14 protein-coding genes are annotated in these 14698 nt (G+C 69.0%); 6 read left to right on the plus strand and 8 right to left on the minus strand.

Annotated elements, in window-relative coordinates; all coding sequences use genetic code 11:
- Nucleotides 1–47: 47 nt before the first annotated feature.
- Nucleotides 48–1550 carry a sensor histidine kinase gene (locus JOD67_RS06760; protein ID WP_205116300.1) on the plus strand — a complete coding sequence of 501 codons (1503 nt, stop codon included), beginning with the start codon at nt 48–50 and terminating at the stop codon, nt 1548–1550.
- Between the two features lie 253 nt (nt 1551–1803).
- On the plus strand, nt 1804–2466 hold the full coding sequence (locus JOD67_RS06765) for a response regulator transcription factor (protein WP_205116301.1): 663 nt from the start codon (nt 1804–1806) through the stop codon (nt 2464–2466).
- Here the strand turns inward: JOD67_RS06765 and JOD67_RS06770 are convergent.
- From JOD67_RS06770 to JOD67_RS06785, 4 genes are all read right to left on the minus strand, one after another.
- Nucleotides 2445–3992: a sensor histidine kinase gene (locus tag JOD67_RS06770; RefSeq protein WP_205116302.1), complete on the minus strand. Its 1548-nt coding sequence runs from the start codon at nt 3990–3992 to the stop codon at nt 2445–2447. The two genes, JOD67_RS06765 and JOD67_RS06770, sit on opposite strands and share 22 nt — an antisense overlap.
- Nucleotides 3922–4383: a hypothetical protein gene (locus tag JOD67_RS06775; RefSeq protein WP_205116303.1), complete on the minus strand. Its 462-nt coding sequence runs from the start codon at nt 4381–4383 to the stop codon at nt 3922–3924. The genes JOD67_RS06770 and JOD67_RS06775 overlap by 71 nt, the downstream gene beginning before the upstream one ends.
- A 153-nt stretch (nt 4384–4536) precedes the next feature.
- Nucleotides 4537–5109, minus strand: coding sequence for a hypothetical protein (locus JOD67_RS06780; protein ID WP_205116304.1), 573 nt, complete (start codon nt 5107–5109; stop codon nt 4537–4539).
- Nucleotides 5110–5205: 96 nt separating this feature from the next.
- A complete protein-coding gene (locus JOD67_RS06785) occupies nt 5206–7614 on the minus strand; it encodes a transglycosylase domain-containing protein (protein ID WP_205116305.1) in 2409 nt (802 codons plus the stop codon).
- Nucleotides 7615–7700: 86 nt separating this feature from the next.
- Between JOD67_RS06785 and JOD67_RS06790 the strand changes: the two genes are divergently transcribed.
- Nucleotides 7701–8114: a GNAT family N-acetyltransferase gene (locus JOD67_RS06790; protein ID WP_205116307.1), complete on the plus strand. Its 414-nt coding sequence runs from the start codon at nt 7701–7703 to the stop codon at nt 8112–8114.
- 42 nt (nt 8115–8156) lie between these two features.
- Here JOD67_RS06790 and JOD67_RS06795 read toward each other — a convergent pair whose 3' ends face one another.
- From JOD67_RS06795 to JOD67_RS06805, 3 genes are all read right to left on the minus strand, one after another.
- A complete protein-coding gene (locus JOD67_RS06795; protein ID WP_205116309.1) occupies nt 8157–8339 on the minus strand; it encodes a hypothetical protein in 183 nt (60 codons plus the stop codon).
- A gap of 154 nt (nt 8340–8493) precedes the next feature.
- Nucleotides 8494–9528: a VOC family protein gene (locus tag JOD67_RS06800; RefSeq protein WP_205116312.1), complete on the minus strand. Its 1035-nt coding sequence runs from the start codon at nt 9526–9528 to the stop codon at nt 8494–8496.
- 37 nt (nt 9529–9565) lie between these two features.
- On the minus strand, nt 9566–10228 hold the full coding sequence (locus JOD67_RS06805) for a 4a-hydroxytetrahydrobiopterin dehydratase (RefSeq protein ID WP_205116314.1): 663 nt from the start codon (nt 10226–10228) through the stop codon (nt 9566–9568).
- An 89-nt stretch (nt 10229–10317) separates the two neighbouring features.
- On the opposite strand from JOD67_RS06805, the gene JOD67_RS06810 reads away from it, so the two are divergent.
- A complete protein-coding gene (locus tag JOD67_RS06810; protein WP_205116316.1) occupies nt 10318–11334 on the plus strand; it encodes a TetR/AcrR family transcriptional regulator in 1017 nt (338 codons plus the stop codon).
- Here the strand turns inward: JOD67_RS06810 and JOD67_RS06815 are convergent.
- Complete coding sequence (locus tag JOD67_RS06815; protein ID WP_205116318.1) at nt 11292–11882, minus strand: hypothetical protein; 591 nt, start codon at nt 11880–11882, stop codon at nt 11292–11294. The two genes, JOD67_RS06810 and JOD67_RS06815, sit on opposite strands and share 43 nt — an antisense overlap.
- 17 nt (nt 11883–11899) lie before the next feature.
- On the opposite strand from JOD67_RS06815, the gene JOD67_RS06820 reads away from it, so the two are divergent.
- A complete protein-coding gene (locus tag JOD67_RS06820; protein WP_205116319.1) occupies nt 11900–13153 on the plus strand; it encodes a PEP/pyruvate-binding domain-containing protein in 1254 nt (417 codons plus the stop codon).
- Between the two features lie 87 nt (nt 13154–13240).
- Nucleotides 13241–14698 carry a peptide MFS transporter gene (locus JOD67_RS06825; RefSeq protein ID WP_239553751.1) on the plus strand — a complete coding sequence of 486 codons (1458 nt, stop codon included), beginning with the start codon at nt 13241–13243 and terminating at the stop codon, nt 14696–14698.

Below are 14698 nucleotides of genomic sequence, written 5' to 3' on the forward strand. Positions count from 1 at the left end.
CGGGCCGAAAACCCCCGGGAGTCGGCAGAATCTGCCAGCCTGGACAGATGATGGTCGAGCCGACGGAACGAGCCGGGGCCCTCCGGGGCCTCGGCCGCTCCGTGTCCGATCTCGTGCACTCGGTCCGGGCGCGGATCCTCGCCTGGGTCATTCTGCTGATGTCGCTGGGGATGTCCGGGGCAGCCGGGGTGGCGTACGTGCTGGAGGATCAGCGGATCGACCAACGGATCAACGCGTCGCTGCAGCAGGAGATCCGGGAGTTCGCGGAGTTCGAGGAGTCCGGGATCGACCCCGGGACGGGGGAGAGCTTCGCGAGCATCGAGCGGCTCCTCTATGTGGCGATGCGGCGCAACGTCCCGGACGAGCACCAGACGCTCGCGGGGTTCATGCCGGGGAAGGAACCGTTCCACCCGCTGGACGGCGATCTCCCGTTGCACTTCGACCCGGCGTTCCAGGACCTCGTGACGCGGTCCGACGAGCCGGCGTACGGGCAGTACGAGTCGGCGCGCGGGATGGTGCGGTTCGCGACGATGCCGGTGGTGCAGGGCGCGGAGCGAGGCACGTTCGTGGTCGCCTACTTCGCCGAGTCCGAGCATGCCGAGCTGATCGAGGTGATCCGGATCTACTCGATCGCCGCGGTGGGGGTGCTGGTGGTCGTGGGGCTGGTGACCTGGCTGTCGGCGGGACGGCTGCTGCGGCCGATCCGTGAGGTACGCCGTACCGCTCAACAGATCTCCGAGACCGACCTGTCGTTGCGGATGGCGGAGACCGGCAAGGACGACGTGGCCGAACTCGCGCGGACGTTCAACGCGATGCTGGACCGGTTGGAGACGGCGTTCGCGACGCAGCGGGAGTTCCTCGACGACGCCGGCCACGAGCTGCGTACGCCGATCACCATCGTCCGTGGCCATCTGGAGCTGCTCGACGTGTCCGACCCGGCCGACGCGGCCGAGACGCGCGCGTTGCTGCTCGACGAGCTCGACCGGATGAGCCGGCTGGTCGAGGACCTGATCGTTCTGGCCAAGGCCGAACGTCCTGACTTCCTGCAGATCGACCTCGTCGACATCGGGCGACTCACCGACGACGTGGTGGACAAGGCGCGGGCGCTCGGCAACCGGCGTTGGCGGATCGAGGCGCGGACGTCCGCAGCCGTGATCGCGGACCGGCACCGGCTCACGCAGGCGTTGGTTCAGCTGGCGGAGAACGCGGTGAAGTTCTCTGGGCCGGACGACGAGGTGCTGATCGGCTCGTCGGCGGACGGCTCGTGGGTGCGGCTCTGGGTCCGCGACTTCGGTCCGGGTGTCGCCCCGGAGCACGCCGAGCGGATCTTCGAACGGTTCCAGCGGACGGAGGGCTCGCAGCGTACGGGCGGGTCGGGCCTCGGGCTGGCGATCGTCCGCGCGATCGCCGAGGCGCACGGCGGGAGCGCGTGGGTGGAGTCGCGGGTGGGGCGCGGCGCGACGTTCCTGCTGCGTATCCCGTACGCGACGGTCGTTCCGCCTGCCATCGGCGAGCCCGACGTCGTGTTCCAGCGCACCGGACCCGCATGAGGAAGTCCTCAGGGTGGTCTCATCGCGCTTTCATCTGCGCTGGGCAGTCTGGTGGACATGCTGGCAGGTCGGCCGGTTCGACCCCCCACCCAACCGTCCGCCGGCCCAGCGGGGACGCTAGGTCTTCTTCTCTCCCTGACGGCCTAGCGTCCCCGGCCTTTCATGAGAGGATTCTCATCTCGCTGTCGTTGAGGATTCCGGCTGGACGGCTGACGCTGGTACCGATGAACCTGACAACGAAATGGTCGCCGTCTTGAGCCGGATCCTGATAGCCGAGGACGAAGCCCGCATCTCCGCCTTTATCGAGAAAGGGCTTCGCGCCAACGGATTTACCAGCACCGCCGTGACAAGCGGCTCGACCGCGTACGACTTCGCGACCACCGGTGAGTACGACCTGCTCGTTCTCGATCTCGGACTGCCGGATCTGGACGGCTTTTCTGTCCTTCGGCGGCTGCGCGAGTCGCGCAATCTGATCCCGGTCATCATTCTGACCGCGCGCGACACGGTGACGGACACGGTCGCGGGGCTCGAGGGCGGCGCGGACGACTACATGAGCAAGCCGTTCCGCTTCGAGGAACTGCTGGCGCGGATCCGGTTGCGCTTGCGGGACGAGCGATCCGCCGAGATCACCGTGCTGCGGCACGGCGATCTGTCGCTGGACCTGCGGACGCGGCGCGCGTCGATCGAGGGCAAGACGGTGGAGCTGACGGCGCGGGAGTTCCTGCTTGCCGAGACGTTCCTGCGCAATCCGGACCAGGTGTTGTCGCGGGAGCAATTGTTGTCGCGGGTCTGGGGTTACGACTTCGATCCGGGCTCGAACATCGTCGATGTGTACGTACGTTATCTGCGCCGGAAAATCGGCTCGGAGCGTATTGCGACCGTCCGCGGAATGGGTTATCGGTTGACCGCTCCGTAGATCGGCAGGACTTCGGTGCGGTCGTCGTTCGCCTCGTACACCCGGACGTGTGGGATGACGAGGGTGAAGATCGCGCCGGCGCCGGGGCGGCTGTTGAGCTCGACGCGGCCGCCGAACGCCTCGGCGATCGCGGAGACGATCGCGAGGCCGAGGCCGGAGCCGTCGTAGCTCGCTTCGGCTCGTTGGAAGCGTTCGAAGATCCTCTGTGCGTTGGCCGGCGTGATGCCCGGGCCGGTGTCGCGGACCCAGAACCGTACGGTGCCGGCGAACCCGTCGACGTGCGTGCCGAACGCGACGACGTCGTGCGGTGTCGTGTGCTTGACCGCGTTGTCGGCGAGTTGGAGCAGCGCCTGGGTGAGCCGGTGCGCGTCGGCCTGGACGATCGCGTGCGAGCTGGCGTCGACGCGCCAGTGCCGGTCGCCGAGGCTGCGGGCCTTGTCGAGGATGTCGTCGAGGAGCGCGCCAAGATTGACCGGGGCGATTCGGAGGAAGTCGGGACGTTCGGCCTTGGCGAGTGTGATGAGGTCCTCGACGAGGCGGCTCATCCGGTCCAGCTCGTCGAGCACGAGCGCCTTGGTGTCGTCGATGTCCCTCGGGTTGTCGTGGTCGAGGAGCTCGAGGTGGCCGCGGACGATCGTGATCGGCGTTCTGAGCTCGTGGCTCGCGTCGTCGAGGAACTGCCGTTGGGTGCGGAACGCGGCTTCGAGGCGGTCGAGCATGGCGTTGAACGTTCGCGCCAGCTCGGAGAGGTCGTCGTCGCCGCTGACCTGGATCCGCTTGGTGAGGTCGTTCTCGCTGATCTGCTGGGCGGTTTGGCGTACCAGTCTTGCTGGTCTGAGCAGCCGTCCGGCGACGATCCAGCCGACGGCGCCGACGAGGACGAGGCCGGTGGCGGCGACGACCGTGTACGTGCCGATGACGTCGTCGAACTCCGCGAGCGCCCGGTCGATCTGGTGGGCGACGACCCAGCCGTGGGTCTGGTCGCCTTGGCGTACGGGGAGAACGGCTATGCGTACGGTCCCGGCCTGGGTGTCGGCGTGGTCGAAGCCCGGCCTTCCGTCGGCGAGGATCGCCCTGACCGCGCGGTGGAACTCCTCGTCGGTGCTGATGGCCTCGGCCTGCTCGCTCGGCGCGAAGTAGGCGGCGCTGCCGTCGAGGAAGCTGAACATCGCCTCGTGGCGGTCGGGGATGTTGCGTTGCAGGGCGAGGGACAGGAGCTCCCGCGGGCCGAGCGGCTGGCCGGTCTCCGAGTTGCGCTGTGCGGCGAGCTTGCGGAACTCGTCGACCTCCTGGGCGAGGGACTGGTCGACGCGGGTCTCGATGCGGGCCCGTTCGACCACGTAGACGGCAGCGCCGGCGAACGTCATGCCGAGCGCGGTGAGGAGGAGGACCCAGCCGAGGATCCGCAGCCTGGCCGAGCGCAGCGTCTCGGCCGCGGTGCGGATCCAGGGGTGGCTAGTCGTCGTCCCCGTCGTCCCCGTCATCGTCTCCGTCGTCGTCGCCTGCTCCGTCGTCGTCCTGGTCATCGTCGTCATCGTCTTGGTTCTGCGGGCGCGGCTGCTTCTTCTTGGCCGGCTGGTCGTCGTCATCGTCGTCATCGCCCGCGCTGGACCTGGCGGGCTTCTGGTTCTGCGTACCCTTGGCGCCGTCGTCCGCGTCGTCATCGCCACCGTCGTCATCGTCGTTGGCCGCGGCTCGCGGCACCGGCGCTACGGGGGACGGCTTGGCGGCCTCTGCCGGCTGGGCCGGCTGAGCCGGCTTGGCGTCGGCGGGAACGACGGGGGCATCCAGCTCCACCCGTCCACCGAGGTCGGGCTCCCCGACGGCCCGATCCAGCGCCGATCCCGCGATCAGCCCACCCACGCCGACTACGCCGAGTACTCCGGCGACCACTCCGATGATCTTCGTCCTGATCATGGCGAGGAGTCTGGTACGTCCGGAAGAGAGGACCATGAACGCCAGATGAGAGTTCTCTCACCTGGGTGTGGTTTCGCTTGGGTCCCAAAGACAAGTGGCCGGCGGCCCCAGGAGAAGGGGGACCGCCGGCCGGATCGACGTTGGTGCTCTAGGTCAGAGTCGCTTGCACTGGTCTTCCTTGTTGCCCTGCACGATGTTGCCGCTGCCTCTCGGCGCGGGGTTGTTGGACTTGCACTGCAAGTTGCCGTTGACACGGTTCGACGTGATCGTCACGCCGCCGCGGTTGGACATGACCTGGATGCTGCCGCCGACCCTGTTCCTCAACGCGGACAGGGCTGTGCGGTTGGAGTCGTACTGGATGTCGGCAGTGATCCGGCTGTCCGTCACGGCCGCGCCGCCGCCCTGCTTGATCTGGACGCTGCCGCCGACGAACGTGCTACGCAGGTTGACCTGTCGCGCGTTCTCCGCCTGGACGTTCCCGTTGATGCGCGCGCTGTTCGCCGACAGGGCCGCGGCACGCTCGATCTTCGCCGTGCCGATCAGCTTGGTCTTGTTGAGCGTGCACCACGCACCCGCCGGTACACGCAGGTTGTCGACGGTGATCGCACCCAGCGTGGCGTTGCGGCACACGCGCTCCTCGGCGTGCGCCATCGACGGTACGAGGACCACACCCACCAGCGCGGCGGCTCCCGCGGTCAGGCCGGCTATCAGGGTTCGCGTCTTCATCTCGGCTGGACTCCTCTCTCGATTGGTTCGAGTGAGAGTCCAGCCGCGTCCGGTGAGACAAGAATGAGCAACCGGTGAGAAGGTGCTCATCCCCTCTTAGTCGCCGCCACCGTTCCCGTTGCCGTCCCCGTCGCCGTCGCCGTCGCCATCGCCGCCGCTGTCCCCGTTCCCGTCGCCGTCCCCGTCGCCGTTCCCATCCCCGTCGCCATCGCCGTTGCCGTCGCCGCGGGACAGCCGGATCTCGACGGTGCTCCCCGTCCCGTACTCCGACCCGCCACTCGGCGACTGCGCCGCGACCGTGCCTTCCTCCCGCGAGGAGGACACCGGCTCGCCGACGGTCACCTCGAAGCCGGCCTCGCGCAGCATCCGCGTCGCCGTACGTTCGCTGTATCCCAACACCCACGGCACATCGGACTGCTCGCCCTCGACGACGACGTCCTCGGGGTCCTCGAAGTCCGGGCTCGACTTGCCGTCGAGGGCTCCCTCCATCGCGCCGAGCCAGATCGGTCCGGACAGCTTGCCGCCCCACACCTCCGCGTCGGCCAGCCGCTTCCCGCCGACCCGCTGGCCACGCAGGCCGCGCAGCGGCGAGTGCGCGTCCTGCACGACCGCGTACGTCGCGAGGTCGGTTGTGTAGCCGGCGAACGAGACCGCCTTGCGGTCGTTGTTCGTACCCGTCTTGCCCGCGACCTGACGCCCCTCCATCGCCATGTCCTTGCCGGACCGGCTGGGGTCGTTGCCGTCGACGACCTGACGCAAGGTGTAGTTGACAGCGTCGGCGACGTGCTCCTCGAGCACCCGCTTGCAGCCCGCGGCCTTGACCGGAACGGCCTTGCCCTTGCGGTCGAGCACCGACGTCACCGCGATCGCGCGGCAGTGCACACCACGGGCGGCGAACGTGGCGTACGCCTCGGCCATCGACAGCGGCGTCACCTCGTTCACGCCGAGGACGAACGAGCCGACCTGCTCCAGCGGCTTGCCGTCGCCCCGCTTGATGCCCGCCTCGGTCGCGATGCGCCACGGGTCGCACAGCCCGGTCTCGCGCTCGAGGTTGACGAACGCGGTGTTGACCGAACGCGTCGTCGCGCGGATCAGGTCGATGCTGCTGGCACCGGGGTTGGACGAGTTCCCGATCCGCCACGGGTCGTCGTCGCGCCATGGACGGCTGCCATCGCACCTCGAGATCGGCTCGCGCGCGGGCAGCACCATCGAGTTCGGCGACGACACCTGGTGGCTGAGCGGGATGCCCTGCTTGATCGCGGCCGCGAGCACGAACGGCTTGAACGTCGAACCCGGCTGCACACCGATGCCGCCGCCGTCGTTCTGGCCGACGTTGTAGTTGACGAACGTGTTGCCGTCGCCCCTGCCGTACCCCTTCGACTGGGCCATCGCCTTGATGTGCCCGGTCCCCGGCTCCACCATCGAGACCGCGGAGAAGACCGGGTCGGTCGGGCGGATCTTCTTGCGGATCGACTTCTGCGCCGCGTCCTGCGCCTTCGGGTCGAGCGTGGTGCGGATCTCGAGGCGGCCTTCGTAGAGGTACCGCCGGCGGAGCTCCCGCGTCGCGCCGAGCGCCGGGTCGTCCAGCAGCGTCTCGACGGCGTACTCGCAGAAGAACGGGTACTTGGAGCTGAAGCAGCCGGTCTTCGTCTCGCTGATGTCGAGGCCGAGGCCCTGCTTGCTCAGGCGCTCGTAGTCGGCCACGGTGATCGACTTCTGGTCGACCATGCGGGACAGCACGAAGTTGCGGCGGGCGACGACCTCCAGCGGGTCCTTCTCGACGCTGAAGCCGTTCGGGTTGCGGACCATGCCGGCGAGCATCGCGGCCTGCGGAACGGTGAGCTTGTCGGCCGTCGTGTTGAAGAAGTGCTTCGCCGCGGCCTCGACGCCGTAGATGTTCGCGCCGAAGAAGACGATGTTGAGGTACTTCTCGAGGATCTGGTCCTTGGAGTATTTCTCCTCCAGGCCGACCGCGAAGCGGAGCTCCTGCAGCTTGCGTTCGTACGTCTCGTCGATCGCCGCCTTCTGCTCGGCGGGGGTGCTGGCGGACTCGAAGAGCACGAGTTTGACGTACTGCTGCGTGATCGACGAGCCACCCTGCTGCATGCCGCTGCCCTGCTGGTTGCGGATCAGGGCGCGCATGGTGCCGCGCAGGTCGAGCGGGCCGTGCTCGTAGAACCGGGCGTCCTCGACCGCGACGATCGCCTGCTGCATCGGCTTGGAGATCTTGTCGAGGCTGACGTTGATGCGGTTCTCGTCGTAGAACGTGGCGAGCACGTTGCCCTTGCTGTCGTACATCGTGCTGCGCTCGGGCAGCGGCGGCTCCTTGAGCGTGCTCGGGAGCTTCTCGAAGTTGTCGATCGCCGCCTGGGTGGACATGCCGGTCATCCCGGCGAGCGGGATGACGAGGCCCGCGACGAGAACGCCGGCGACGCCGCTGACCACGAGGAACATGAACAGCTGAGTCACAACGCCGCGTTCGTCCCGCCTTCGTACTCTGCCCATGTGGTCCAACCCTAGGTGGTTCGTGTGCTTACCGCAGCGGCGGAATGCAGGTGCGGATTCCTGGGAGTTCACTGAGAATCCGCTGTGTGGGAACGATTCGCGAAGCTGTCGCCTCGGACCGAGCTGAGCTGGTCCGGGTGTTGTCCGAGCTGCATCCGGGCGGTGCGGACGAGACGACGTTGCCTACCGTACGGCAGGAGGCCCGGACGTTCGTCGCCGAGGACGGCTCCCGCCTGGTCGGCGTCGTGGTGGCGACGCTGGTCGACTACGGGTCGAGCTCCTACGGGATGGTGGAGGAGCTGGTCGTGGCTTCCTCGGCTCGGGGCTCCGGGGTCGGGACCTCGCTGGTGGAGCAGTGCTTGTCCTGGCTCGCTGCGGCTGGCGTGGAGGTGGTCTTCGTGTCGGCGGTCGACGCGGCCGCATCGCGGTTCTACGGCGCTCGGGGCTTCACGCCGTGTACGGGGCCGTGGCTCTACTGGGCGCCCGCTACTCCCCGGTGACGCCGTCGACCGGCATGTGCATGACGATCCACGCGCCGGATTCTAGGCGCGCCTGCCGACCAGATCGTGCGAGCCGTAGAGGGTGGCGAGGGCGCTGAAGTCGCGGGCCACGGTGGCGTAGACCCAGCGATAGACGCCGACCTTGGTGACGCGCTCGAGATGGGCGGTGGCGTCCCGCTCGCCGAGCAGGGACGTGCCGCCGTTCCGCGTGTTCAGCGTCAGCACCGGGTGCCCGCCTAGCTCCCACGCGACTTCACCCACCGGGCCGGGGTCCCGCGAGCTGTTGCCACGTTGGAGAACCCCGTTTCGGTGGGTGAAGTCGGACCTTGCTGTGGACAGCCGCCACCCCGCGGGGCGCAGTGAGGTGGGTGGCGGGCGCCTAGCCCTGGGCGAGGCCGATGGTGTTGCCGCTCGGGTCCTTGACGGAGGAGTGGCGCGGCATGCCCTGGGCCTCGCGTGGGGCTACGACCTCGGTGGCGCCTTCGGCAAGAGCGCGGGCGTGGATCGCGTCGACGTCCTCGACGAGGAGGGAGAAGCCGGACGGGCCGGGGCGGTCGAACCTGTCCTCGTCCCCGAGCACCTGGACGGTGAAGTCCGCGCTGCTGATCTCGCCGAAGGCCCTGGTGTAGAAGGCCTTGGCCTCAGCTTCGTCGGAAACGGCGAGCTTGATCGCGGCCGGCCGCGGTGCGGACTTGCCCTCGGCGAGGTCGATCCAGTTGCCGCTCGGGTCCCGTACGGCGGAGCGGCCGTCGTTCGGCGGAACGGTCTCCGCGGCACCCTCGGCGACGGCCTTCGCGTGGTACGCCTCGACGTCGTCGACCTCGAGCCCGATCGTCCATGGCCCCGGTGGCCGGCCGCAGCGGTCGGGGCCGAGCAGCAGGAACAGAAAGAAATCGTCGCTGCCGTACTCGCCGAACGAGAAACCGAAGTGGTCCCGCTGCTCGGTCCGGCGGATGACCTTGTACGGGAAGTCGAACGCCCTTTGGTAGAAGGCGATCGAGGCGTCGAGGTCATCGACACCGATGCTGATCTGAACGGGTCGGCAGCCGGATTGCACTGTGGGCATGGGGATTCCGTCCTCCAGGAACTGGTCGAGTTGGGCGATCCGCGCGTCGACGTGCCGGCGCTGCCGTTCGAGCTTGGCGCGATGCGTAGCCAGCGTCCGCCGGATGCCGTCGTCCGTACCGGCTTCGAGAATGCGCCGGACGTCCTCGATCGGCAGGTCGACGCCCCGGAGCGCCTGGATCAGGCGCGCGTCGCGGATCTGCGCCCTTCGATAGCGGCGGTAGCCGGAGACGGGATCCACCTCCGCGGGCGCGAGCAGCCCGACTTCGTCGTAGTGCCGGAGCGTGTGCACCGACACCAGCGCGAGGCGGGCGAAGCGCCCGATGCTGAGGAGTTCGTCGCCGGACATGCCACCAGCCTGGAGTCTCGGGTAGCCCGAGAGTCAACTAGATCACGCCGTCGTCCGGTTTCGCCGAGCAGAGGCAGATCATGTTCCCGTCCGGGTCGGCCACCGTCGTGCCCTTGACCAACGTCCCGCCGGCGGCCAGCGCCGCGTCGATGCGGGGCTGGACCTGGTCGGGGTTGAGCCAGAGGTCGAGATGCCAGCGCTGCCGGGGCTCCTCGCTCCCCGACTTCTGGAACCAGATCATCGGCAGCACCTGACCCGTGTCGCCCACGTCGGCCCAGCCGTCGCCGCTCGTGATCTCCCGGCCCAGCACAGCCGCCCAGAACGGCGCGGTCTTCGCGGTGTCCGGAACGTCCAGCGCCAGCTCGAGCCGCGAGAGCCCCTCGCAGGAGAGCTCGACCCCCGCAGCCGCGGCGAGCGAGGTGATCCGCCGGGCGAGCGTGACGTCCCGTTCGGTCACGCCGTGTGCCTCGTAGCCGCTGGTCAGCCGTACGTCGACCCGGCTCCCGCGCACGTCGAAGTCAGCCTGATGACCCACCTCCTCCGCCGCTGCCCCGAGAGCCGCCACGAGCTGGAGGCTCGCGGAGTAGCTCCCGGTCTGGATCCGCGTCTCCAGCCGGAACAGCCCGTAGTCCTGGATGAACGCCCACCCCGTGAGGCCGGCTTCAGCGATGTCGCGCCCGGTCAGCGCCTTCGTCGTCATCCCCCGACCCTCCCAGACCTTCGCGACACCTGGCGTCATATTGGAACCGCTATCATTCAGATGATGACAACATCTGGAAGGTGCGAGGCGTGGCTCGCCTGACCCGGGCGCAGCAGCAGGACCGGACGCGGGCGGCGGTGTTGGCGGCGGCGCGGGCGGAGTTCGCCGCCCGCGGGTACGCCGATGCCAAGGTGGACCAGATCGCCGAGCGGGCCGAGCTGACCCGGGGCGCGGTCTACTCGAACTTCCCGAGCAAGCGCGCCCTCTATCTCGCAGTGCTCGTCGACTCGCTCGACGACGCATCCGCCGCGGCCCAGCCGCTGGGCAGCGTGGCGGAGGCGCTCGGTGCGTTCGCCCGGGTCTGGTTCGAACGGTTGCCGCTGACCGGACACTCGCCCGCCGACGGGCGGCTACGGCTGCGTTCGCTCGCCGGCGTGGTCGACGACGAACGCGGCCGGGTGGTGCTCGGCCAGGTCGCCAGACTGGAGGCGCTGCTACTCGGCCGGGCGCTGGAGTCCCTCGACGCGCAGCCGATGCGGCGGGTGCGGCTCGCCGAGCTCGTGCTCACGTTGCTGAACGGGGTCGGCCAGCTCGCCGAGACCGCGCCGGGCTTCGGCGACCCGTTCGACGTGGCGCGCGCGTGCGAGCACCTCGCCGATCTCGACCTCGGCGATACCTGGGACCCGCCACACCTGGCGTTCGTCCGCTCGGCCGAGCTTGTCGACGAACCCTCGGAAGGCGACGACGGGCTCATGGTCGTGCTGGGCACGAGCCGGCTCGGAGCGGCCGAGGAGGCAATCCGCGCAGCCGGATCCGGCGAACTGGTCACGGTCGTCCTCGCGACGAACGACCGTGCCGAGCTGGGACGGTTGGTCGCTCTGCGGATCGGCGACCTGCTGGTCTGTCTGCGTCGCGTCTTCGGGCCCGACCCGGTGCCGCGGCTCCGCCTCGTTCTCGACAGCGAGGAGACGGGTGACGACAGCGAGGTCGCCGTCCGCGTCGCCCGCGGCCGGGTCGTCGCCCGAGCGCAGGGTCCCGGTGCAGGGCACGCTGTCGGCGTCGCTCAGGTACGCGGAATCCCCAACGTGGAGAGCAGATCCTCGTGAAGCTGGAACCAGATCGCATGGTACGAGGACGTGCTGTCGGCGAGGAACTCCAGCTCGCCCGCCTTCGCCCGCGCGAGTGCGCTGTCGAACCGCGCTCGGTAACGCGCGAAGCGCTCCAGCGCTGCCGCCAACGCCGCGCAGATCGGGTCGACCCGCTGGTCCAGATCCAGGAACGCGCCCAACACGCGGCCGTCGTACGCCGAGTCGTCGTGGTCGCTCAGCTGCCAGGCCGCACACAGGTCGAGCAGCTCCGGGTTGAGCACGAGGAAGTCGTCGAGTGCCTTCGCCGTCGCGGTTCGAGCGCCCGCGGCGTCGAGCTCGGCGGAAGTGCGTTCCAGATCGACCGCCTTGCCGGTGTCCGTGATACCCCAGCCGCCGAAGTCACCCGGCAGGTGCGTGACCTGCCCGGCGACGGCGAGGTCGATCAGCTCCGACTCGACGTCGTCCGCGGGGAGGCCGGTCGCTTCGGAAAGCCTTGCCAGGCTGACGAATCCGACGCAGCGAAGCGTGTGGAGCACCAGGAGGTCGGTGCTGGTCGAGTACGGCACGTGCCCAGGCTACTCGAATGAGCTGGATCCGCCAGCTGTCTCCGGAACTCGACGAGGACGCGAATGCCCTTGGCAGTAAGGCGTTCGGGCTCGTCGTCCTGCTGCGCCTCGGGCTGCCCGTGCCGCCGGCGTTCGTCATCGGCACGGCTGCTTGTCGCGCGTTCCTCCGGGACGGCCGGCCGCCCGACGGTCTCGTCGACGAGGTCGCGTCGGCAATCACCGCTCTTCCCGGAGCGGTGTCCGTGCGATCCGGGGCGGCGGTGTCGATGCCCGGCATGATGAGCACGATCCTCAACGTGTCAACGGATATCGAGCCGATCATGCGGGCGATCGAGACGGTGTTCTCGTCCTGGAACACGCCCCGCGCGCAGACGTACCGCACGCTGCACGGCATCCCGCACGACAGCGGAACGGCGGTCGTCGTGCAGGCGATGGTGTACGGCGACCGCGACGAGCACAGCGGCAGCGGCGTCGCGTTCAGCCGGAATCCCAACACAGGTGAGCGAATCCCTTACGGAGACGTGCTGTTCGGCCGGCAGGGCGAGGCCGTGGTCTCTGGCCGTTCGACCACTGCTCCGCTGAGTGACCTCCAAGACGGGGAGCCCGCGGTCTGGCAAGCCCTGCTTGACGCCCTCGGACGGATCGAGGCGCACTACCGGGACGCGTGCTCGGTGGAGTTCACGTTCGAGTCGGGCCGGCTGTGGCTGCTGCAGGTACGGTCCGGCGGCCTGGTCGGCCGAGCGGCCGTACGTGTCGCGGTCGAGCTCGTCGACGAGGGTGTGATCGACCGGGGCGAGGCAGTCGCGCGGGTCTCGCCGAAGCAGCTGGCGCACGTCCGTACGCCGCGCCTCGACCTAGACAAGGCGGACGTCCTCGCCCGCGGGATCGGCGCCAGCCCGGGCGTCGCGATCGGGAAGGTCGCGACGACCGCGGATGCCGCGGTGCGGATGGCCGCGGACGGTCCGGTGATCCTGGTCCGGCCGGAGACCTCGCCATTGGATCTGCACGGACTCGCCGCCGCGGCCGGTGTCGTGACCGCGAAGGGCGGACCGACCAGCCACGCCGCGGTGGTCGCGCGGTCGATGGGCAAGCCCGCCGTCGTCGGCGCCACCGGCCTCGCGCTCGAGGACGGCACGCTGGTCAGCATCGACGGAACGGGCGGCGAGGTCGTCCGCGGCCACGCAGCCGTCCTGACCGATGAAGAGGACCCGCACGTGGGCCGCCTGCTCGCGTGGGCCGAGGACGCTCGTTCTCGATTGCGCAAAGGATGACGACGCCGCGCGTCTCGTAGCGCGAAGCCCGCCCGGTTCGTGGTGAGATGGGAGGCTCGGGCGAAGCAGCGAAAGGGGACGATGCTGATGTCCGCGACAACGACGGGTGGACGGCAGCGCACGTTCTTCGGGCAGCCGTGGCCGTTGGCGAGCCTGTTCGGCGTGGAGCTGTGGGAGCGGTTCTCGTTCTACGGCATGCAGGGCATCCTGCTCATCTACCTGTACTACTCCGCCGAGCGGGGCGGCCTGGGCATGAACGAGGCCACGGCCGCGAGCATCGTCGGTGCGTACGGCGGCCTCGTCTATCTGTCGACGATCCTCGGCGCGTGGCTCGCCGACCGGGTGCTCGGGCCGGAACGTACGTTGTTCTACAGCGCGTTCGTGGTCATGCTCGGGCACATCGCGCTGGCACTGCTGCCTGGCTTCGCGGGTGTCGGCGTCGGGCTGGTGCTGATCGCGTTCGGTAGCGGCGGCGTCAAGGCGAACGCGACATCGCTCGTTGGCACGTTGTACGAGCAGGGCGACCAGCGCCGCGACGCCGGATTCTCCTTGTTCTACATGGGAATCAACCTCGGTGGGCTGATCGGCCCGCTGCTGACCGGGCTGCTGCAGAAGGAGGCCGGGTTCCATTATGGCTTCGGCGCCGCCGCGGTCGGGATGGCGTTGGGCCTGCTGCAGTACAGCTTCGGTCGCCGGCGGCTGCCTGCGGAGGCGCGCGAAGTGCCACGTCCGCTGCCGAGATCCCAAGCACCGAAGGTGATCGCGCTCGGCGCGGCCGTCGTGGTGGTCGTCGCGGTCCTCGCGTTCCTGGGACTGCTACCCGCCGCCCACCTAGCGACGATCGTGATCGTGCTCAGCGTCGCGGCGGCGGTCGCGTACTTCGCGGTGATCCTGAGCAGCAAGCACATCGACTCCACCGAGCGGCGCCGGGTTGTCGCGTTCATCCCGCTGTTCTTGGCGAGTGCGGTCTTCTGGTCGCTGTACCAGCAGCAGTTCACGGTCGTCACGATCTACTCCGACACACGGCTCAACCGGACCATCTTCGGCTGGGAGATGCCGGTGTCGTTCGTGCAGTCGATCAACCCGGTGTTCATCATCGTCCTGGCCGGGTTGTTCGCGGCGCTGTGGACGAAGCTGGGCGACCGGCAGCCGTCGACGCCGGTGAAGTTCACACTGGGTCTGGTGGCGATGGGTCTGGCGTTCCTGCTGTTCCTGCCGATGTCCGGCGGTGGGTCGAACAGTGCACCGCTCCTCGGACTGGCCGGCGTCCTGCTGGTCTTCACGATCGCCGAACTGCTGCTGTCGCCGGTCGGCCTGTCACTGGCAACCAAGCTCGCTCCGGCGGCGTTCCGTACCCAGATGGTCGCGCTGTTCTTCCTCTCGGTCGCCGTGGGCACGGCGATGTCGGGTGCGCTGGCTGGTTTCTACAACCCCGACGACGAAGTGAAGTACTTCGGCATCCTCGGCGGCATCACGGTCCTCCTCGGCGTGCTCCTGGGAGTCGCGTCACCGATGATCAAGCGCCTGATGTCCGGCGTGCGGTGA

Origin of the sequence: Tenggerimyces flavus, from assembly GCF_016907715.1 — a bacterium.
Lineage (GTDB): Bacteria > Actinomycetota > Actinomycetes > Propionibacteriales > Actinopolymorphaceae > Tenggerimyces > Tenggerimyces flavus.